The sequence below is a fragment of the Schaalia cardiffensis genome, from assembly GCF_016405145.1.
Taxonomy (GTDB): Bacteria; Actinomycetota; Actinomycetes; order Actinomycetales; family Actinomycetaceae; genus Pauljensenia; species Pauljensenia cardiffensis.
This window is the reverse complement of sequence record NZ_JAEKIA010000001.1, coordinates 18,180-39,031: the sequence shown is the minus strand read 5'-3', so window position 1 is coordinate 39,031 and position 20,852 is coordinate 18,180. Positions and strand designations below refer to the sequence as shown.

Here is a 20,852-nt window from a genome sequence, read left to right as displayed (position 1 = left end):
ACGCTGATCAAGTCCCATGGCGGCGTGAAAGGGATCGGCTTGGCGCATTGTTACGCGACAGCGAGGGGTTATGCGGTGAGCTGCAGTGCGTTGTACTTTTGGAGGTCATGGGGCGCTGGAGGTCATGGGGCGTGAGGCGCACGTGTGCCGCGCAATATGTTCCGAGGACGGTCCGAAAGGCCTCTTGAATCAAAGATATAGGAGACTCGCAAAACGATCACCCGCTCCCGCACCAAGGCCTGAGGTCAAGAACCACTCCGACACCAAAGCCTGAGGTCGAGAACCGCACCCGCACCACGGCCTGAGGTCGAGAACCGCACCCGCACCAAGGCCCGAGGTCGAGAACCGCACCCGCACCAAGACCTCAAGTTGAGGACAACAACCGCACTCGCACCAAGGCCTCAGGCAGAGAACAACGCCTGCGCCAGAGAACCAAGAGGGACCCGATGCGGAGTGCAATGACGGCATTGGCTGAAAAACCCATGCCCCCAAGACACCTCAAATGGCCTCAATCCAACCCAGGACCCTTAATCCACCCCACGCCCCTCAATCCACCCCAAGACCTTCACACCAATCACATGGTCTCAACAGACCCCAAGGCCCGATGAAGAATGCCAGTTCTCACACTCGCGCCAGGATGGAACACCTGTACGACACTGAGGGCCGGACACGGGTAGGATCCAAGGGTGCATGACTCTCTGATTATCTCGGGCGCCCGCGAACACAATCTCAAAGATGTTCACCTGGAGCTTCCTCGAGACGCGATGATCGTCTTCACCGGACTCTCGGGTTCAGGCAAGTCCTCCCTCGCCTTCGACACGATTTTCGCTGAAGGACAACGCCGCTACGTCGAATCCTTGTCCTCTTACGCGCGTCAATTCCTCGGGCAAATGGACAAGCCCGATGTGGACTTCATTGAAGGCCTTTCCCCAGCAGTGTCGATCGATCAGAAGTCGACTTCCCGCAACCCGCGCTCCACGGTCGGCACGATTACTGAAATCCACGACTACCTGCGTCTCCTCTTCGCTCGCGCGGGCACAGCGCACTGCCCGAGCTGCGGGGCGAAGATCCAGGCCCAAACACCCCAGCAGATCGTCGACAGGGTCCGCGCCATGGACGAGGGCACCCGCTTCCAAGTGCTCTCACCGGTCGTCAGGGGCCGCAAAGGCGAATACCAGGACCTCATCGAAGAGCTGCGCACTTCAGGTTTCACGCGCGCGATCATTGACGGGGAAATGCTCCGCCTCGAGAACGCTCCTGTCTTGGAGAAGAAACTCCGCCACACCATCGAGGTCGTCGTCGACCGTCTCGTTGTCCGTGAAGGAATGCGCCAACGGCTGACGGACTCGGTGGAGACCGCTCTCAGACTCTCCGAGGGCCTCGTCATCATTGATGCCGTCGACCTTCCCGAGGACGACCCGGAACGCAGGAGACGCTATTCAGAGAAGCGCTCCTGCCCGAACGACCACGTCCTCGCCCTCGAAGAGATCGAACCGCGCACTTTCTCATTCAACGCCCCCTACGGCGCTTGCCCTGAATGCACGGGCCTGGGGACGCGCCTCGAAGTCGACCCGGATCTTGTCGTCCCCGATGAGGAGCTGAGCCTTTCCGAGGGCGCAGTCATTGTGTGGAACTCGAACTTCAGCTACCACAAGCGTCTGCTCAGCTCACTCGCCAAAGAACTCGGCTTCTCCATGAAAACCCCATGGAAGGACCTGCCCTCCGAGGTGCGCGACGCGGTCCTCTTCGGCAAGGACTACGAGGTCCAAGTCAAGTTCCGCAACCGTTGGGGGCGTGAACGCTCCTACACGACGGGCTTTGAAGGGGCAGTGAACTTCATTGAGCGTAAGCTTTCCGAAACAGAGTCCGAATCCGTTTCCGAAAAGCTCGAAGCGTATATGCGCGAGATCCCCTGTCCCATCTGCAAGGGCGCGCGCCTGCGCCCGGAAGTCCTCGCCGTCACAGTGGGCGGACTCTCAATCGCCGAGCTGTCCGATTTGTCAATCGTCGACGCCCGCAAGCATCTCGAACACCTCGAATTGGACCAGCGTTCCCAGGCGATCTCCGCTCCGATCCTTCAAGAGATCCGCGCCCGCCTCGACTTCCTCGTGGACGTCGGCTTGACCTACCTGACGCTCTCTCGCGCGGCCGGCACCCTTTCAGGCGGGGAAGCACAAAGGATTCGTCTCGCCACGCAGATCGGTTCTGGCCTTGTGGGGGTTCTCTACGTTTTGGACGAACCTTCGATCGGCCTGCATCAGCGCGACAACCGTAAGCTCATCGACACCCTCAAACGGCTGCGCGACCTCGGCAATACTCTCATCGTCGTCGAACACGACGAGGAAACAATGGAGGCGGCCGACTGGATCGTCGATATTGGGCCGGGAGCTGGAGAAACGGGCGGCTGGGTTGTCCACTCCGGCACCCTCAAGGACTTGAAGAAGAACACGAGATCCATCACCGGCGACTACCTTTCGGGCCGCAGAGCGATCCTCGCGCCCGAGCAACGCCGCACCGTCGATCCCAAGAGGATCCTCACCGTCAAAGGGGCGAGGGAACACAACCTGAGCAATGTGACCGTGGATTTCCCGCTCGGCTGCTTCGTCGCCGTGACCGGAGTGTCAGGCTCGGGAAAGTCGACTCTTGTCAACTCGATCCTCTACCGTTCCCTCGCTTCTCGTCTCAACGGAGCGCGACTCGTCCCAGGTCGCCATCGCAGTATCGCCGGAACGGAGCACCTCGACAAGGTCGTGCACGTCGACCAGTCACCAATCGGGCGCACCCCGCGTTCAAACCCCGCGACCTACACGGGAGTGTGGGACCAGATCCGCAAGCTCTTCGCTGAGACTCCCGAAGCGAAGGTCCGAGGCTATGGGCCGGGTCGTTTCTCCTTCAATGTGAAGGGCGGACGCTGTGAGGCCTGCCGGGGTGATGGGACCTTGCGCATCGAAATGAACTTCCTGCCAGACGTGTACGTGCCCTGCGAGGTCTGCCACGGGGCGCGCTACAACCGTGAGACCCTCGAGATCCTCTACAAGGGCAAGTCAGTTGCGGATGTGCTCAACATGCCGGTTGCCGAGGCCGCCGAGTTCTTCGCACCGATCACGAGGATCGCCCGCCACCTCAACACTCTTGTCGAGGTCGGCTTGGGCTATGTGCGACTCGGACAGTCGGCGACGACCCTGTCGGGCGGCGAGGCGCAACGCGTCAAGCTCGCCTCTGAGCTTCAGCGGCGTTCAACGGGGCGCACCGTGTACGTCCTCGACGAACCGACCACGGGCCTGCATTCTGAGGATATCCGCAAGCTCCTCCTCGTTTTGCAGTCCCTTGTCGATAAGGGGAACACCGTCATCGTTATCGAACACAATCTCGATGTCATCAAGTCAGCGGATTGGCTGATCGACATGGGGCCCGAGGGCGGGGCCGGAGGCGGCAGTGTCGTCGCGGAGGGGACCCCCGAGCAGGTCGTCGAGGTCGAGGGCTCCTACACGGGGCTCTTCCTCAAGGATGTTCTGGTGAAGGATCGTGCCGCACATGAGCTCGCAGCCGCGAAGAAGAGCTCGAAGAAGAAAGACGTGAGCGCCACGAAGAAGGAGAAGTAGGCGGGGCTGGTGGCGGCAGGGTCGTCGCGGAGGGGATGCCCGAGCAGGTCGTTGAGCAAGCCGTAGAAGCGGTCGAGGGAGCCCTGGAAGCGGTCCCGTGGAGGCAGTAGAGGAAACCCTGGAAGCCGTCAAGCAAGCCGTGGAGGCAGTCGAGGAAACCCTGGAAGCCGTCAAGCAAGCCGTGGAGGCAGTCGAGGAAGCCCTGGAAGTGGTCGAGCAAGCCGTGGAAGCCGTCGAGCAAGCCGTGGAGGCAGTCGAGCAAGCCGTGGAGGCAGTCGAAAAAGCCCTCAGAGCGCTGAAGGGCTGAGCCCTCACAGTGCTGAAGAACTGAGCCTCGCCCTACTTCTTTTCCGTGGTGCGCAGGTGGATCTCGTCAATGTTCATTGAGGACGGAAGGTCCAGCGCGAGACGCACCGTGCGGGCCACGTCCTCGGGCCGCATATGCTCCTCGGGACGGTAAGGCCTACCCGCCTGTGCTTGCATCTCGACCTGCATATCCGTGTCGATCCTGCCCGGATGCAAAGAGACGACGCGTACGCGCCCCCTTTCTTGCTCCCGGAGGCACTCGGTGAAAGCCTTTAGCGCCCACTTCGAGACGCAATAGGCCGCGTCCGAAGGATAAATCCGAACTCCCGCCCCAGAGTTCGTCATGACGACGGTCCCTAAGCTCTCACGCAGGAACGGCAGGGCCATGCGGGTCAGATCCGCAACGGCGACGAGGTTCGTTTCAAGGACGCTGCGCCACTGAACACGATCGGTCTCGTCAATCGTGGCTTTCTTCCCGATGCCCGCATTGTTCACGAGCACATCGAGTCGGCCCGCTACCTCCATGGCCCGATCGAAAGCCGTGGCGAGGGCTTTTTCATCAGCAAGATCAGCGATCAGAGGAAGAGCATTGGGAAGGGCTTGAAGCGCAGGCATCACGGAATTGGCGCGCCGACCCCCAACAATGATGCGATGAGTGCTCGACAATTCCTTCGCTATCGCCGCCCCCAAGCCACGAGTCGCGCCCGTGATCAGAGCAACCGGAGCCTCTGGCGTCATCCTCAGGCTTCTTTCTGCGAAGCGTCGGCGTACAAGGCATCAACCTCGGAGGCGTAATCGCGCAAGACCGCACGGCGCTTGAGCTTCAAAGAAGGCGTAAGGTAGCCGTTCTCCACCGTGAAAGCCGCATTGACAATACGGTATCGGCGGATCGACTCCGCGCGGGAAACCCGCTTATTCGCCCGGGCGATCGCCCTGTCCAAGGACTCACGTACAAGCGGCAGTTCCGCGGCCGCCGCAGGATCCACCGTGTCCAGGCCTTTCGACTTCAACCAGACGGGCAGCATTTCCGTATCGAGGGCGATGAGCGCACCAATATAGGGGCGGTTATCACCAACAACGACAACACTGGAGATCAGCGGATGGGTCTGCAGGGAGTCTTCGAGGATCTCCGGGGACACGTTCTTCCCACCGGCTGTGACGATCAGGTCCTTCTTACGGCCGGTGATCCGCAGGTGCCCGGTGGAGTCGATCGCCCCGAGGTCACCGGATCTGAACCATCCATCCTGGAAAGCCTGGGCGGTCTCCTCGGGCAGGTTGTGGTAGCCCTTCGACACGCAGACCCCTTTGAGGAGGATCTCCCCGTCCTCGGCGATCCGGATCGAGTTGCCCGGCCAGGGGAAACCAACAGAGTCGGGCGGAAAATCACTGGGCCATTCGACTGCGATCGGGCCGGTCGTTTCCGTGAGGCCATAGCCCTGCAAAAGGGTGAGCCCAAGGCCCCGGTAGAAGTGCGCAAGATCAGCGGCAAGGGGCGCGCCGCCGCAGATGATCGTGTGCAGATTCGGCCCGAGGGCGGCTTTCACCTTCTTCAGGGCGAGCATGTCGGCGATCTTGATGCGGGTCGACAGGCCGAAAGACGGGCCGGGAGAGCCAGCAGCATTCGGATCCGTGATCTGCGAGGTGTCAGCGGTCGGCACACCCACACCGGGAGTCACTTCAATCTCGGGCGCAGGTGCATAGGCGGTCGAACGGGAGAAAGTTCGCGCCTGCTTCGTCGCCCAGGAGAAAACGGAACCCTTGAAGCCCTGACCTGCTTTAGCGGTCGCCGCATTGTAGACCTTCTCGAGGACGCGGGGAACGACCAGGAGCATCGTTGGTTTAAAGGTCGCAATGTCAGAGAGGAGGTTGCGCGTGTCGGGAGCGAAAGCGAGGCGCCCCTGACCAGCGAGCAGCGCATACATGACGAAGCGTGCAAGCGAGTGCGCGACGGGCAAGAACAGTAGGGAACGAGACTTCGGGGAGTTGATGAGCTCGGGCAGGAAATCGTAGGCCTGAATGAAGGACTCGATGAAGTTGCCGTGGGTGAGTTCAATGCCTTTCGGCATTCCCGTGGTGCCCGAGGAGTAGATGATCGTCGCGAGATCATGGAGTTCGACACCATCGCGACGCTCCTCAAGGACGCTCTGCTCAACCCCCAGTGAGGCTTCCGCGATTTCACGGTCAGCTCCCTGATCGAGAGCCATGATGCGCACACTCTCATCGGCAACGGAGCGCACCAATTCTGCCTGTTGGGAGGTGGCGGTGAAGACCAGGGAAATATCCGAATCGGCAAGGATGTGTGTGATCTGCGCGGCGGAATCCGTTTCGTAGATCGGCACCGTGACCGCTCCGCATGAAAGGCAGGCGAGGTCAATGAGGGCCCACTCATAGGAGGTCGGCGCGAGGATTGCGATACGGGAACCCGCTTCGACGCCCAATCCAATGAGTCCGCGTCCGAAATCGTCGATTCGTCGCGCGAAGTCATTGATTGTCATCGGCCTCCACACGCCCACAGCGTCACGTCGCTCGATTGCGACCTGTCCGGGATGTTCTTGGGCCCGCAGATGAATCATCTTCGGGAGGTTCCATGTGGCATCGGCCTGCCGGGTTGGAGTGTTCTCCCAGGTCGCGGCGTCGATGTGGCGCAGAGTCATGAGTTCTTCTTCCTTGAGTTCTCGCCTTCGGCGTAGAGGGCGTCGACCTCGTGGGCGAAATCGCGCAGGACGGCCGATCGTTTGAGCTTGAGGGAAGGCGTGAGGTAGCCGTTCTCCACTGTGAAAGCTGTGTCGATGATCCTGAAACGGCGAATCGATTCGGCCCGGGAGACGGCCTTATTCGCTTTCGCGACTGCCCTTTCCAGGGAGGCTTGAATTTCGGGGAGCTTCGCGGCGGCAGCCGGATCCACGACGGGCAGACCGTGATTCGTCAGCCAAGAGCCGAGCATGTCGTGGTCGAGGGTGAAGAGCGCGCCGATATAGGGGCGGGCGTCGCCGACGACGATCACGCTGGAAAGGAGTGGGTGGGTGATGAGCTGCTCTTCGAGGACCTCCGGGGAAACGTTCTTACCTCCGGCCGTCACAATGAGTTCCTTCTTACGTCCCGTGATCTGCAAGCCGTGCTTGCGGTCCATGGATCCGAGGTCGCCGGTGTGGAACCAGCCGTGCTCCATGACCTCCGCTGTCTCATCGGGCAGGTTGTAGTAGCCGCGCATGACGGACACGCCCTTGACGAGGATCTCCCCGTCTTTCGCGATCTTCACGAAGTTGCCCGGCAAGACGGGGCCCACATAGCCGGAGGGGTGATGGTCGAGGCTTTGCACGGCAAGGGGACCAGTCGTTTCAGAAAGGCCGTAGCCCTGGAGGAGGGTGAGTCCCATACCCGAGTAGAACTGGGACAGATCCGCCGCAAGTGGCGCGCCGCCGCTGATGACATAGCGAAGGTTCGGGCCGATGATCTGGCGGACCTTCTTCAAAACGAGGGAGTCGGCGAGGTGGTGGCGCATCCTCAGGAGGGGGGAGGGGCCCAGACGTGATTCTTGCGCACGGGCATAGGCCTTCGCCTGCTTCGCGGACCACGAGAAGATCGTCTTCTTCAATCCCTTGCCTGCTTTCGCCGAGGCCGCGTTGTAAATCTTTTCGAGGACACGAGGCACTACAAGGAGGACGGAGGGTTTGAAGGCTTTGAGGTCGGGCAAAAGGTTCTTGATATTCGGCGAGAATCCGATGACTCCTTGGCCCGAGAGGATGACGTGCATGACGAGGCGGGCAAGCACGTGGGCGAGGGGCAGGAAGAGGAGGATTCGGGTATCGGGAGAGTCGATGACGGAGCCGAGGAGCTGACGGGTCGAGTGGCAGGTTCCGACGAAATTCGCGTGCGTGAGGGCAACGCCCTTGGGAACGCCGGTCGTTCCCGAGGTGTAGATGATTGTCGCGAGATCCTCACTGCGCACTGCGGCCTTGCGCCGATCGAGTTCTTGAGCGTCGATGCGCTGGGCGGCGCTGGCAATCTCGCGCATGGCGCCAGTGTCAATCGCGGACACGCAGACGAGGGAATTGGGAAGGACCGAGGAAACGAGTTCGGCCTGTTGGGCGCTCTGTGTGAAGACCCGCGTCACTTTCGCGTCGGAAAGGATATGTGTGATCTGCGCGGCAGAATCAGATTCGTAGATCGGGACGGTCACGGCGCCGATTGACAGGATCGCGAAGTCGAGGAGCATCCACTCAAAAGATGTGGGGGAGAGGATCGCGACCGCGTCACCGTGGCGCACTCCGAGACCGATGAGGCCGCGAGCCGTGTCGTCGATTCTGCGTTGGAGCTCACCTGCTGTGATGGGGCGGGTCGTGCCGACAGGAGTACGTTCCTGGACGGCGACTTGCTGGGGGCGGGCTTTCGCCCGGGCAGCGAAGAGGGACGTGGCTGTGTCTGCCGGATCGATCGTGAATTTGGCTTTCACGGTGTACGAGCCATCACGCAGCTTCTTCATGGAGGGTCCTTTCGCTGCCGAATTGATTTAAGACTTTGAACAGCTTGCCGACTTCGAAGAGTAGTGGGGTCTTCACCACCCGGTGCTCGAACACGCCCAGGTCGAGCGCGAGATGCATCATGTTCGACAAACCGCCACGCCCATGATCACATGATCACATGAAAGCCGAGGTGGCGAAGCACATCGAGACGCGTGAAACGAAAACCGGAAGGGGCTGAGAAGGAAGGCTCAGGGAGCTTTCAGAGGTCGTAGTACATCTTGTACTCGAAAGGATGTGGGTAGACCCGCATCGGTGCGACTTCCTGAGTCTCCTTGTAGTCGAGCCACGTGTCGATGAGATCCTGGGTGAAGACATCTCCCTCGGTGAGGAACTCGTGGTCCTCACGAAGCGCCTCAAGCGCAGCCTCCAAAGAAGAAGGCAGTTTCGCAATGTCTAAGTATTCGGCGGGCGGAAGCTCGTAGAGATCCTTGTCGATCGGGGCGGCGGGTTCGATGCGGCGTTTGATGCCGTCGATTCCGGCCATGAGGCAGGCAGCGAAAGACAGGTACGGGTTCGCTGAAGGATCCGGGACCCGGTATTCGACTCGCTTAGCCTTCGGGGAGGTCCCGGTCACGGGGATGCGGATGCAGGCTGAGCGGTTGCGCGCCGAGTACACGAGGTTAATGGGCGCTTCGAAACCGGGGACGAGGCGGCGGAAGGAGTTCACTGAAGGATTCGTGAAGGCCAAGAGCGCGGGAGCATGCTCGAGCAGGCCCCCGATGAACCAGCGGGCAAGATCCGAGAGGGAACCATAGCCGCGCTCATCGTAGAAGAGAGGCTCGCCGTTCTTCCACAGTGACAAGTGCGTGTGCATTCCCGAGCCGTTGTCACCGAAAAGTGGCTTGGGCATGAAGGTCGCCGAATGCCCCAGTTCAAGGGCGGTGTTCTTAATGACGTACTTGAACTTCATCATGTCGTCGGCGGCTTTTTGCAGGGAAGCGAAGCGGTAGTTGATCTCCTGCTGGCCGCCCGATCCGACCTCGTGGTGGGCGCGTTCAATATCGAGGCCGACTGCCGCGAGCTTGCGGACCATCTCATCGCGAACATCGCAGTACTGGTCCTGGGGTGAAACCGGAAAGTAGCCTCCCTTGATCGGCACTTTGTAGCCGAGGTTGCCGCCCTCTTCCTTCGTGCCGGTATTCCAATAGGCCTCAGGGGAGTCAATCGAGAAGAAAGTCGAGTTCGGGGACACCTGGTAGCGGACATCACTGAAGAGGTAGAACTCGGCTTCAGCACCGATGAAGCAAGTGTCTGCAATGCCGGTGGAACGCAGATACGCTTCGGCCTTCGCTGCGACCTGGCGCGGATCACGTGAGAAAGGCTCATCCGTGAAGGGGTCGACGATGGAGAAGTTCACGATGAGGGTTGTCGCAGCACGGAAGGGGTCGAGGAAAGCGGAAGAGATATCGGGGATGAGCTTCATATCCGACTCGTGGATTGCGGTGAATCCTCTAATGGAGGAGCCGTCGAACATGAGGCCGTTCTCGAGGGCGTCGTCGACGAAAACGGCGGCGGGGATTGTGAAGTGCTGCTGAACTCCGGGCACGTCGCAGAAACGAACGTCGACGAATTCGACCTGCTCCTTCTCGATGAATTCTGCGATTTCGGCCGAACTCGTGAACATGTTTCGTCCTTCCTCACGCCCGAGCGCGAGCGAGTGAGTCTGAGCAGTAAAGGCATGGCAAAGCGTCAGCCACGTAAATGGTAATCCACGCTTGTGGCCCTGCCGCCTTCCTCGTCCAAATACCGGCAAAATCCACTCTCTTGGCGCACGCCGCCTGCCACTTCACGCCGGGCTCATCCCGCCTGCTCGCGTATCCTGAAGCAATGGCAGACCCCGCGACCTACCGGCCCCCCACAGGAGACATCCCCACCTCGCCGGGCGTCTACCGTTTCAGCGATGAACACGGTCGCGTCATCTACGTCGGCAAGGCGAAAAACCTGAGAAACCGCCTGACGAACTACTTCCAAGACCCCGCGAATCTGCACCCACGCACCCAGCAGATGGTCTTCACCGCGACCCGCGTCCAATGGACCGTCGTCCGCAGCGAAATCGAAGCCCTCACCCTCGAATTCACGTGGATCAAAGAATTCAATCCACGATTCAACGTCATCTTCAAAGACGACAAGACCTACCCCTATCTGGCGGTCACCATGGGGGAGCGCTTCCCCAGGGTCCAAGTCACCCGGCAGGCGAAACGAAAGGGCACCAACTACTACGGCCCCTACACGCAGATCTGGGCGATCAGGGAAACGATCGACCTCCTCTCACGTGTCTACCCGGTGAGGACCTGCGCCCCGGGAGTCTTTCAAAGGGCGAGGGCGCAGGGGCGGCCTTGTCTTCTCGCCGACATTGAGAAGTGCTCCGCGCCCTGCGTCGGAAGAATCAGCGAGGAAGAGCACCGGGCCCTGGCTGAATCACTGTGCGAGTTCATGGAGGGAAAGACCGGCCCCATTGTCCGTGACCTGCGTCAACGAATGAAAGAAGCGGCCGAGAAACTCGACTATGAAACAGCTGCTCACCTTCGAGACGATATTGCCGCGATTGAAACGGTCCTCGAGAAGAACGCGGTCGTCCTCGACGATGGGACCGACGCGGATGTCTTCGCCCTCGCCGCCGATGAACTCGACGCCGCCGTCCACGTTTTCCACGTCCGCGGAGGCAGGATCCGAGGTACTCGAGGCTGGGTGATCGACCGAGTTGACGAGGCCGATGAGGCGCAGCTCATGGAACGACTGCTTGAACAGGTCTACTCTCAGTTGCCTCCGGCGCCGCCCAAGCGACAACGCCGCGAACAAGAAGGGCCCTCCTCAGTTGACGATGTCGCACACACCCCGACCTCGGCGATACCGCGCGAGATCCTTTTGTCCCACATGCCCTCAGCCCCTGAGATCATCGCCGAGTGGCTTTCCGAGCGACGCGGATCGAAGGTCGTGGTGCACACCCCCAAGCGCGGTCCGAAAGCGCAACTCATGGCGACTGTCGTGGAGAATGCGCGTCAGGCGCTCGAATTGCACAGGACTCGTCGCGCCTCCGATTTGAGTGAACGCGCAAAAGCCCTGGAGGAACTCGCTGAAAACCTCGGATTGGACACCACTCCACTGAGGATCGAATGCTACGACGTGTCGCACACCATGGGCCAGGATCAGGTCGCCTCAATGGTTGTCTTCGAGGACGGTGCGCCCCGGAAGGACGCGTATCGCGCGTACAACATCCGTGGCAAGGACGGGCAGGGCACCCCCGATGACACGAGTGCCATGGATGAGGTACTCAAGCGCCGCTTCTCGCGCCTGCTCGCCGAGGAAGCGGGAATCACAGGCGAGGACGAGGAGGGAGTCGCCTACGAGTCGGGACCGATTGACGCCACCACCGGACGCCCCAGGCGCTTTTCCTACCGGCCCGACCTGGTGGTCGTTGACGGCGGGCTTCCCCAAGTGAACGCCGCTAGGCGCGCCCTTGATGAGATCGGGGTTGATATTCCCCTCGTTGGCTTGGCGAAGCGCCTCGAAGAGGTGTGGATCCCCGGAGACGAATTCCCGCTGATCCTGCCGCGCTCCTCGGCTGCACTGCACCTCCTGCAGTATCTGCGCGACGAGTCTCACCGTTTCGCGATTACGAAGCATCGTCAACGCAGAGGAAAAGCGGTGACCCGTTCCGTCCTCGATGCGATTCCGGGCGTCGGGCCTGCCCGTCAAAAGGCCCTCCTCAAAGCCTTCGGTTCCGTCAAACGCCTGCGTCTCGCCTCACTTGAGGAAGTGGCCGCAGTCCCCGGAATCGGGCCGTCCTTGGCCTCAACGATCCTCGAAGCCCTCGATCCGAAACACACTGACAGCCACTGAGAGCCCCTAAAGCGGGCTCGAATGGAGGAGCCTCGACTACCCTGGACGCATCCGTACTCGCTAAGGAGCCCCATGTCGACAAGCGATGATTTCCCGATGCCCCGTCGTATCGTCCTGCTCGGCTCTGGTGAGCTGGGCAAAGAAGTGACGATTGAACTCAAGCGTCTCGGGTGCCAGGTGATCGCCGTCGATTCTTACCCGGGTGCTCCGGCGATGCAGCTCGCGGACGACCACCGAGTGATTGACATGTCGGATGGGCCCGCCCTGCGTCGCCTCCTCGAGGAGACAAAACCCGATCTCGTCGTCCCTGAAGTTGAAGCGATCGCAACGGATGAGCTCGCCGACTTTGAAGAGCACTCCGACTCGCGCATTGTCCCCAATGCTTTCGCCGTTCAGGCAACGATGGACCGCCAAAGCATTCGCGCTCTTGCAGCCTCCCTCGAAGGGGTGCGGACTTCGAAGTTCCGTTTTGCCTCCTCCCTGGAGGAAGTGCGAGAAGCCCTCGAACACACGGGGTTACCGGCCTTCATCAAGCCGACTATGTCCTCTTCCGGTCACGGCCAATCCCGCATCGTCTCCGCCCAGGAGGCGGAGGCTGCGTGGACCTGTGCCCTCGAGGGGGCGCGCTCGGACACGGGACGCGTCATTGTCGAAGAGGAAGTGGACTTCGATTCGGAGATCACACTCTTGACGATCCGCTCCTGGGATCGTGAATCTGCCAGCGTCGTCACAAGCTTTTGCGCCCCCATCGGACACCGCCAAGAACACGGCGACTACGTCGAGTCCTGGCAGCCCGCCAAGATCAGCCCGCTCGCTCTCGAAGCTGCTCAACGCATGGCGAAGACCGTCACAGACGCCCTCGCCGAAAAGGGCGCCGCTCCTGCGCTCGGACTTTTCGGAGTGGAGTTCTTCGTCAAGGGCGAAGACGTGTGGTTCTCCGAATTGTCTCCGCGCCCTCACGACACGGGCATGACGACAATGGCCTCCCAAAGCCAATCCGAGTTCGAATTGCATGCGCGTGCGATCCTCGGGCTTCCCGTCAACCCCTCGCTTCGCACGCCCGGAGCTTCAGCGGTTGTGAAGTCGCAAGAGCGCATTGCCCACCCCGAGTACCGGGGCATTGCCGCCGCTTTGGAGGTGGCAGATGGTGTTCGGATTTTTGGAAAACCTGTGACGAGGGCGGGGCGTCGCCTCGGTGTTGTCCTCGCTACCGCTGCCACTGCTGAGGAGGCTCGTCGGCGCGCTTCGAATGGAGCCTCGTTAGTGTCCGTCGTCGAATCCCGGGAGGTCGAATGAACGATCAGATGAATCAGGAAGAACCTACGACCGTCCCCTCGGGCATTCCCCTGCTCGACGATCAGGCGACGGAAGAACCCACTGCTCCCGTCAATGAAGTCCTCATCATCACTGGCATGTCCGGAGCGGGACGCACGGGCGCCGCTCGTGCGCTCGAAGATCTCGATTGGTATGTCGTCGATAATTTGCCTCCGGCGATGATCCCCGCCCTCGTGGGAATGATGAGCCCCGATGGTGCGGGTGTTCACCGTCTCGCGGTCGTCGTTGACGCGCGATCACGAAGCTATTTCGCGGACCTGGCGAAGACCCTCGAGCAGCTCAAGGACACGGGCGCCCTCTACCGGGTGATTTTCCTTGAGGCGAGCGCAGAGGCTTTGGTGAAGCGCTACGAAAACAATCGGCGTCCCCACCCCATGCAGGCCGGAGGGACTCTGCTTGATGGCATTGCTGCGGAGAAGAGTCTTCTCGCACCATTGCGGCGCATCGCCGATGAGATCATCGACACCTCGAGGATGAACGTTCATGACTTGACGCGCCACATCCGCGATGTCGTCGCGGGGGAGGGGACTCGCGCTTTACGCGTCACCGTTGAGTCGTTCGGTTTCAAGAGGGGCATTCCGATTGATGCCGACCACGTCCTCGACGTGCGTTTCTTGAAGAACCCGTATTGGGTTGATGAGCTGCGTCATTTGACGGGGCGTGATCACGCGGTCGCAGAGTATGTGCTCGCCCAGCCTGGTGTTCGCGAGTTCGTCGAATCCTACGCGCAACTTCTCGCCCCGATGCTTCAGGGGTATTTGCAAGAACTTAAACCATTCACAACGATCGCTGTGGGCTGCACGGGCGGCAAACACCGTTCGGTCGCGTGCGCCGAGCTGATCGCGGCGACGCTACGCGATTACGGCTATTCTGTCCGAGTCCATCACCGTGATCTCGGGAGGGAATGATGACCTACCTCGATGCAGCCGGTTGGACCCAGCGAGGAGAGACCGGTGATTCCGTTGTCGCTCTGGGCGGTGGGCACGGCCTTTCAGCGACGCTTCGCGCACTGCGCCATATCACGCGCTCTTTGACGGCGGTCGTGACCGTCGCCGACGATGGGGGTTCATCGGGACGGATGCGCCAGGAGATGGAGATCCTTCCGCCGGGTGATTTGCGGATGGCTCTCGCTTCCCTGTGTGAAGAATCCGAATGGGGATTGACCTGGCGTGATGTTTTGCAGACTCGTTTGGAAACGACAGGGCCCCTCAATGGCCATGCGCTCGGCAACCTGTTGATTTCGGGCCTGTGGCAGCTCCTTGACGACCCGGTTGAGGGCTTGGACTGGGTGGCCCGCCTCCTCGGTGCGACGGGTCGGGTCCTGCCGATGGCGATCGACCCGATCGACATTGAAGCGGATATGGACGACGACGGACGCAAGTACACGGTGTCGGGCCAGTCGAAGGTTGCGGTCGCCCCCGGAACTGTTGAGGACATCCGTATTTATCCTGAGGAGCCGACAGTTCCCTCAGAGGTCATTCGTGCGATTTCCGAGGCCGAGTGGGTCGTCCTCGGACCGGGCTCCTGGTACACCTCTGTCATCCCGCATCTTCTCGTCCCTGATCTTCACCGTGCGCTCGTCACGACGAACGCGCATCGGGCGCTCATCTTGAATCTTTCTCGTCAAAGGGGCGAGACTGACACGATGACGACCGCAGACCATGTGCGGGTCATTCGCAAGTACGCTCCCGACTTCAAACTTGATGTCGTCATCGCCGATCCGACTGCCACTGATGACATCGACGAGTTGATCGTCGCGGCTGAGGAACTGGGGGCGCGCGTTCTTTTGCGTCAGGTCCGTACCGGCGATGGGCGTTCGCATCATGATCCGCTGCGCCTCGCCGCAGCCCTCCGGGACGCCTTCGATGGTTTCCTCGGGGAAGTGGGTCGCCCGGAGAATTGGCTCCCCTGAGCCCTTGAGGAGAACTGGCTCGCCTGAGCCTGAAGGAAGAGGACGATGTCTCTGACGACTGATCTGAAGGACGAGCTCGCGAGGATCCAACCGGCGACTCAGCAGGCGATGGCCGCGGAGGTCGCGACGATCCTGCGTTTCGCTGGGGGACTCCACCTCGTCTCGGGTCGGATCCTCATTGAGGCGGAGCTCGATTCCCCGGTTGCTGCTCGTCGGCTTCGGGCATTCCTTCAGCTGCTCTACAACGCGGAGTCAACGGTGGTCGTCGTATCGGGAGGGTCTCTCAAACGAGGCAAGCGTTATGTTGTGCGTGTTGTGCACAAGGCCGATGAACTTGCCCGGATGACTGGACTTGTTGATTCTTTACGTCGTCCGGTTCGTGGGTTGCCTGCAAGTCTTGTTGCCTCTGGACACGAGGATTCTGCGGCGATTTGGCGCGGAGCTTTCCTCGCGCGGGGTTCGCTCATGGAGCCGGGGCGCTCCACCTCCCTTGAGGTGACCTGTCCAGGGCCCGAGGTCGCCCTCGCAATGGTCGGATGTGCGAGAAGACTCGGCGCTGCTGCACGTTCGAAGGAGGTGCGGGGAACTGACCGGGTCTCTGTTCGTGATTCCGAGGCGATCGGACAGCTGATCGAAGCGATGGGTGCCAAGGAAACCTTCAAGACCTGGCAGGACCGCCGGGAGCGTCGCGAGGCGCGGGGGAGTGCGAATCGTCTGGCGAACTTCGATGACGCGAATCTTCGCCGCTCAGCAAGGGCAGCGGTCGCCGCCGGAGCGAGGGTTGAGAGAGCTTTTGAGATCCTCGGAGATGAGGTTCCCGCTCATCTTCTGGAGGCGGGGAAGCTGCGCTTGCAGTACAAACAGGCCTCCCTTGAAGAGCTCGGCAAGCACACGGATCCTCCTTTGACGAAGGATGCGGTCGCGGGTCGGATCCGTCGTCTTCTCGCCATGGCGGATAAGGCAGCGCATGAGCGGGGCATCCCCGATACGGAGGCCGCGCTCACACTGGAGATGCTCGAAGAAGACTGAGGACTAAGGTCCGGGATACTCCATATTCGTTATCTGCGTCACAGTCTCAATCCGAAACTACAGGTGTCCTCAACCGGTCTCGGGTGTAAATTAGAGGTGCTTGAACCGCAGTGATCTGCGGGCCGGGCTCGCAATCCGCGAGACCCCGGTTGCACCGAAAGAACGTGCCCGCAAAGGGCATGAGCAGGAGGACAACAGTGACCACCCGCGTTGGTATTAACGGCTTCGGCCGCATCGGCCGCAACTTCTTCCGCGCCGCCCTTGAGCAGGGCGCGGACATTGAGATCGTCGCCGTTAACGACCTCACCGACACCAAGACCCTCGCTCACCTTCTCAAGTACGACTCGATCCTCGGTCGCTTCGGCGGCGAGGTCTCCTACGACGAGTCCTCGATCGTCGTCAACGGCAAGGCCGTCAAGGTTCTCGCGCAGCGCAATCCTGCTGACCTCCCCTGGGGCGAGCTCGGCGTCGATGTCGTCGTCGAGTCCACCGGCTTCTTCACCGATGGTGAGAAGGCCAAGGCCCACCTTGAGGCCGGCGCCAAGAAGGTCGTCATCTCCGCTCCCGCGAAGAACGTCGACGGCACCTTCGTCATGGGCGTGAACGAGGGCGACTACGACGGTGAGACCATGAACATCGTCTCGAACGCCTCGTGCACCACCAACTGCCTCGCGCCCCTCGCCAAGGTTCTCCACGCGAACTTCGGCATCGTCCGCGGCATCATGACGACGATCCACTCCTACACCGGCGACCAGCGCGTCCTCGACGCCCCCCACTCGGACCTGCGTCGCGCCCGCGCCGCCGCCCTCAACATGATCCCGACGAAGACCGGCGCCGCCCAGGCTGTCGCCCTCGTCCTTCCCGAGCTCAAGGGCAAGTTCGACGGCCTCGCCGTCCGCGTCCCCACCCCGACTGGCTCCCTCACCGACCTCACCTTCCAGGCTGAGAAGGAGGTCAGCGTTGAGGCCGTCAACGCTGCCGTTAAGGCTGCCGCCGAGGGCGAGCTCAAGGGCATCCTCGAGTACACGGAGGATCCGATCGTCTCCACCGACATCGTCGGCGATCCGCACTCCTCGATCTTCGACGCCGGTGAGACCAAGGTCATCGGCGACCTCGTGAAGGTCCTCTCCTGGTACGACAACGAGTGGGGCTACTCCAACCGTCTCGTCCAGCTCGCTGTCCTCGTCGGCTCGAAGCTCGCCTGAGCCTTCCGCTACGCAGTGATCGGCTGATACGGCGCCCGCGCACCTCTTGCGGTGCGCGGGCGTCCGCGTTCACCCCCATTCCACGGGCTCGAAGCCCGAAGAGAAAGGCTGGTTCCCATGAGGACCATTGAGACCCTCGGGGATCTGCGCTCCAAGCGCGTCCTCGTCCGCTCCGACTTCAACGTTCCGCTCAAGGACGGCCAGATCACCGATGACGGCCGCATCCGCGCGGCACTGCCGACTCTCACCCGCCTCGTCGAGGCCGGTGCGAAGGTCGTCGTCATGGCGCACCTCGGCCGCCCGAAGGGCAAGGTCGACCCCGCGTTCTCCCTCGCCCCGGTCGCCAAACGTCTCGGCGAACTCATCGACGCGCCCGTCACCCTTGCGAAGGATGTTGTTGGCGAATCCGCGAAGGCCACCGTTGAGGCTTTGAAGGACGGCGAGATCGCCCTCCTCGAGAACGTCCGCTACGACGCGCGCGAAACCTCCAAGGTTGACGAGGAGCGCAGCGAACTCGCTGCCGCCTACGCCGAGCTCGGCGACGCTTTCGTTTCCGACGGTTTCGGTGTCGTGCACCGCAAGCAGGCTTCCGTTTACGACATTGCGAAGCTCCTGCCTTCCGCTTCGGGCCTCCTCGTCCTCAAGGAGATCGAGTCCCTGCGCAAGGCGACTGACAATCCGGAGCGCCCCTACGGCGTGGTGCTTGGCGGTTCGAAGGTCTCCGACAAGCTCGGCGTTATCGCAAACCTCCTGAAGAAGGCTGATCGCCTCTTCATCGGTGGTGGCATGGCCTTCACCTTCCTCGCAGCCCAGGGCCACTCAGTCGGCAAGTCCTTGCTCGAAGAGGAACAGATCGACACTGTTAAGGGCTACATTGCCGAGGCTGCCGAGCGTGGCGTCGAGCTGATCCTGCCCATCGATGTTGTCGTCGCCCCCGAGTTCGCAGCCGACGCGCCTGCGAGCGTCGTCACCGTCGACCAGATCCCCGCAGACCAGATGGGCCTCGATATTGGTCCCGAGTCCCGCAAGCTCTTCGCTGAGAAGATCTCCTCGGCGAAGACCGTCGCGTGGAACGGTCCGATGGGCGTCTTCGAGTTCCCGGCTTTCGCTGAGGGCACGAAGGCTGTTGCCAAGGCCCTGTCCGAGGGCGATATGTTCTCGGTCATTGGTGGCGGAGATTCCGCTGCCGCCGTTCGACTTCTCGGCTTCGACGAGTCCACCTTCTCCCATATCTCCACTGGTGGCGGCGCCTCCCTCGAACTCCTCGAGGGTAAGGTCCTGCCCGGTATCGCAGTTCTGGAGGACTGAAACATGGCACGCACCCCGTTGATGGCCGGCAACTGGAAAATGAACCTCGATCACCTCGAGGCGAACCACCTCGTCCAGGGCCTCGCCATGGAACTCAAGGATCACAACCACGACTACGCCCAGTGCGAGGTCCTCGTGATCCCCCCGTTCACCGATATTCGCACCGTCCAGACCATCGTTGACGCCGACGAACTCGGCATCAAGTACGGTGCCCAGGACGTCTCCATCCACGACAATGGCGCCTACACGGGCGAGATTTCGACCGCGATGCTCGACAAGCTTGGCTGCACCTACGTCGTGATGGGCCACTCGGAGCGCCGCGAATACCACAACGAGTCCGATGAGCTTGTCGGCCAGAAGGCTCGCAAGGTCCTGGATGCGGGCATGACCCCGATCCTGTGCTGCGGCGAAGCTCTCGAGGTCCGCAAGGCCGGCACTCACGTCGAGTTCGTGCTCGGCCAGATCCGCGCGGCTCTGGCTGGCTGGTCCGCTGAGGATGTCGCGAAGATCGTCATCGCCTACGAGCCGATCTGGGCGATTGGCACGGGTGAGACCGCGACCTCTGAGGATGCGCAGGAAGTGTGCGGTGCGATCCGCAAGGCCCTCGCAGAGGACTTCGGAACTGAAACCGCCGAGGCCACTCGTGTCCTTTACGGCGGCTCCGCGAAGCCGGGCAACATCAAGGAGCTCATGGCTCAGCCCGACATCGATGGTGCCCTCATCGGAGGTGCCTCGCTGAAGGCTGAGTCCTTCGCCGAGATGGCGCGCTTCTACGCCTGAGTCTGTTCGGGGTGAGGCGTGTTTCTACGCCTGAGCCTGAATGAGGCTGAGTGGGGGCCAAGCGGCATGCCGCTTGGCCCCCTTCATGCTGCTCCGTTAAACTCGAACAGGTTGACTATCGATTGAGCTTCACGCCGAGGCTCTCCACTGAAGAATCGGGAACACTGTGGCCGCTCTGAAGATCACCTTCCTCGTGCTCATCGTCCTGACGAGCATCCTGCTCGCCCTCACTGTGCTCATGCATAAGGGCAAGGGCGGTGGCGTCTCCGACATGTTCGGCGGAGGCATTTCTTCGAGCGCAGGCTCCTCCGGTGTCGCAGAGCGCAACCTCAATCGGATCACCCTGGGTGTGCTCATCGTGTGGGTCGTCGTCATCGTCGGCTACGGCCTCATGCAGAAGTGGGTCTTCTAAGACTCTTTGTGGAATCTTTCGGGTTTTGCAGGGCTTTGAGTCGGCTGAGCCCTTCCTTCGTTTGAAGGCTTTTACTTTCGTGAGAGGCCTGCGAGTGGGATTGTTCTGCTTGCAAGAATTGCTTGCCTGTAGTCGCATTTCGTCGTTGACAGCACCGGGATTCAACAAGATCAGCGGCATATCCCTCAAGTGATGCCGTCAAAAGTACGCCCCTCAAGAGGAGCAGTCACGGGCACGCCTCTCACAACATGTACGGGGGATTGAGGTTCCACTTTCGTTTATCGTCTGCCTCTGTGGAGCACGGCAGCCCCAGACTTTTCTGGCTACTCGTGCTCAGGCCAAACCATTCCGACTACCATCGCCTATTCCAGGTTTCCGGGCGGGCGGCCTCGCCTATTCCAGGTTTCCGGGCGGACGGCCTCGCCTATTCCAGGTTTCCCGGCAGAAATGAGCGTCATAGGGCAGGAATAGGACGGGAACCCTGGAATCCGCGCGAGCGTAAGAACGAAAGCCCCCTGCAGCCCGTGGTATCCAGACCAATGCCTTCGCGACGAGAGCTATCCAGACCAAGGCCCCAGCCACACAGGGGATCCGGGCCGA

The 20,852-nt window shown here is 61.3% G+C and carries 15 protein-coding genes; 11 read left to right on the top strand and 4 right to left on the bottom strand.

Annotated features, from left to right (window positions below):
* Positions 1-686: 686 nt before the first annotated feature.
* Together uvrA and JFX23_RS00150 are read left to right on the top strand one after the other, a co-directional pair.
* Complete coding sequence (uvrA, locus tag JFX23_RS00155; RefSeq protein ID WP_198774887.1) at positions 687-3,602, top strand: excinuclease ABC subunit UvrA; 2,916 nt, start codon at positions 687-689, stop codon at positions 3,600-3,602.
* A 97-nt stretch (positions 3,603-3,699) separates the two neighbouring features.
* Complete coding sequence (locus JFX23_RS00150) at positions 3,700-3,909, top strand: hypothetical protein (RefSeq protein WP_198774886.1); 210 nt, start codon at positions 3,700-3,702, stop codon at positions 3,907-3,909.
* A gap of 32 nt (positions 3,910-3,941) precedes the next feature.
* Here the strand turns inward: JFX23_RS00150 and JFX23_RS00145 are convergent, their stop codons facing one another.
* The 4 genes from JFX23_RS00145 to glnA all read right to left on the bottom strand — a co-directional run bounded on the left by JFX23_RS00145 (position 3,942) and on the right by glnA (position 10,055).
* Complete coding sequence (locus JFX23_RS00145) at positions 3,942-4,646, bottom strand: SDR family oxidoreductase (RefSeq protein WP_198774885.1); 705 nt, start codon at positions 4,644-4,646, stop codon at positions 3,942-3,944.
* A gap of 2 nt (positions 4,647-4,648) precedes the next feature.
* On the bottom strand, positions 4,649-6,562 hold the full coding sequence (locus JFX23_RS00140) for an AMP-dependent synthetase/ligase (RefSeq protein WP_198774884.1): 1,914 nt from the start codon (positions 6,560-6,562) through the stop codon (positions 4,649-4,651).
* Positions 6,559-8,391 carry an AMP-dependent synthetase/ligase gene (locus JFX23_RS00135; protein ID WP_198774883.1) on the bottom strand — a complete coding sequence of 611 codons (1,833 nt, stop codon included), beginning with the start codon at positions 8,389-8,391 and terminating at the stop codon, positions 6,559-6,561. Before JFX23_RS00135 ends, JFX23_RS00140 begins: the two co-directional genes overlap by 4 nt.
* Before the next feature lie 239 nt (positions 8,392-8,630).
* A complete protein-coding gene (gene glnA, locus JFX23_RS00130; protein ID WP_198774882.1) occupies positions 8,631-10,055 on the bottom strand; it encodes a type I glutamate--ammonia ligase in 1,425 nt (474 codons plus the stop codon).
* A 203-nt stretch (positions 10,056-10,258) separates the two neighbouring features.
* Between glnA and uvrC the strand changes: the two genes are divergently transcribed.
* From uvrC to secG, 9 genes are all read left to right on the top strand, one after another.
* On the top strand, positions 10,259-12,271 hold the full coding sequence (gene uvrC, locus JFX23_RS00125) for an excinuclease ABC subunit UvrC (RefSeq protein WP_198774881.1): 2,013 nt from the start codon (positions 10,259-10,261) through the stop codon (positions 12,269-12,271).
* Between the two features lie 72 nt (positions 12,272-12,343).
* A complete protein-coding gene (gene purT / locus JFX23_RS00120) occupies positions 12,344-13,567 on the top strand; it encodes a formate-dependent phosphoribosylglycinamide formyltransferase (RefSeq protein ID WP_198774880.1) in 1,224 nt (407 codons plus the stop codon).
* Positions 13,564-14,514, top strand: coding sequence for an RNase adapter RapZ (gene rapZ / locus JFX23_RS00115; RefSeq protein WP_198774879.1), 951 nt, complete (start codon positions 13,564-13,566; stop codon positions 14,512-14,514). Before purT ends, rapZ begins: the two co-directional genes overlap by 4 nt.
* Entirely contained in the window at positions 14,514-15,518 is a 1,005-nt protein-coding gene (locus tag JFX23_RS00110; protein WP_198774878.1) for a gluconeogenesis factor YvcK family protein, read from the top strand. The genes rapZ and JFX23_RS00110 overlap by 1 nt, the downstream gene beginning before the upstream one ends.
* Positions 15,519-15,563: 45 nt before the next feature.
* Positions 15,564-16,547 (top strand): DNA-binding protein WhiA, encoded by a 984-nt coding sequence (gene whiA / locus JFX23_RS00105; RefSeq protein ID WP_198774877.1) that lies wholly within the window; start codon positions 15,564-15,566, stop codon positions 16,545-16,547.
* A 197-nt stretch (positions 16,548-16,744) separates the two neighbouring features.
* The gene (gap, locus tag JFX23_RS00100) at positions 16,745-17,752 is read left to right on the top strand and encodes a type I glyceraldehyde-3-phosphate dehydrogenase (protein ID WP_198774876.1); all 1,008 of its coding nucleotides are present in this window, start codon (positions 16,745-16,747) and stop codon (positions 17,750-17,752) included.
* A 117-nt stretch (positions 17,753-17,869) separates the two neighbouring features.
* Entirely contained in the window at positions 17,870-19,060 is a 1,191-nt protein-coding gene (locus tag JFX23_RS00095; RefSeq protein WP_198774875.1) for a phosphoglycerate kinase, read from the top strand.
* A gap of 3 nt (positions 19,061-19,063) precedes the next feature.
* Positions 19,064-19,840, top strand: coding sequence for a triose-phosphate isomerase (gene tpiA / locus JFX23_RS00090; protein WP_005963762.1), 777 nt, complete (start codon positions 19,064-19,066; stop codon positions 19,838-19,840).
* 166 nt (positions 19,841-20,006) lie between these two features.
* Positions 20,007-20,252: a preprotein translocase subunit SecG gene (gene secG, locus JFX23_RS00085; protein ID WP_005963759.1), complete on the top strand. Its 246-nt coding sequence runs from the start codon at positions 20,007-20,009 to the stop codon at positions 20,250-20,252.
* The last annotated feature ends 600 nt before the right edge of the window (positions 20,253-20,852 follow it).

Coding starts and splice junctions, on each gene's coding strand:
- JFX23_RS00145 (WP_198774885.1), bottom strand. CDS start 4,646: ATGACGCCAGAGGCTCCGGTTGCTCTGATCACGGGCGCGACTCGTGGC.
- JFX23_RS00140 (WP_198774884.1), bottom strand. CDS start 6,562: ATGACTCTGCGCCACATCGACGCCGCGACCTGGGAGAACACTCCAACC.
- JFX23_RS00135 (WP_198774883.1), bottom strand. CDS start 8,391: ATGAAGAAGCTGCGTGATGGCTCGTACACCGTGAAAGCCAAATTCACG.
- glnA (WP_198774882.1), bottom strand. CDS start 10,055: ATGTTCACGAGTTCGGCCGAAATCGCAGAATTCATCGAGAAGGAGCAG.
- uvrC (WP_198774881.1), top strand. CDS start 10,259: ATGGCAGACCCCGCGACCTACCGGCCCCCCACAGGAGACATCCCCACC.
- purT (WP_198774880.1), top strand. CDS start 12,344: ATGTCGACAAGCGATGATTTCCCGATGCCCCGTCGTATCGTCCTGCTC.
- rapZ (WP_198774879.1), top strand. CDS start 13,564: ATGAACGATCAGATGAATCAGGAAGAACCTACGACCGTCCCCTCGGGC.
- JFX23_RS00110 (WP_198774878.1), top strand. CDS start 14,514: ATGACCTACCTCGATGCAGCCGGTTGGACCCAGCGAGGAGAGACCGGT.
- whiA (WP_198774877.1), top strand. CDS start 15,564: ATGTCTCTGACGACTGATCTGAAGGACGAGCTCGCGAGGATCCAACCG.
- JFX23_RS00095 (WP_198774875.1), top strand. CDS start 17,870: ATGAGGACCATTGAGACCCTCGGGGATCTGCGCTCCAAGCGCGTCCTC.
- tpiA (WP_005963762.1), top strand. CDS start 19,064: ATGGCACGCACCCCGTTGATGGCCGGCAACTGGAAAATGAACCTCGAT.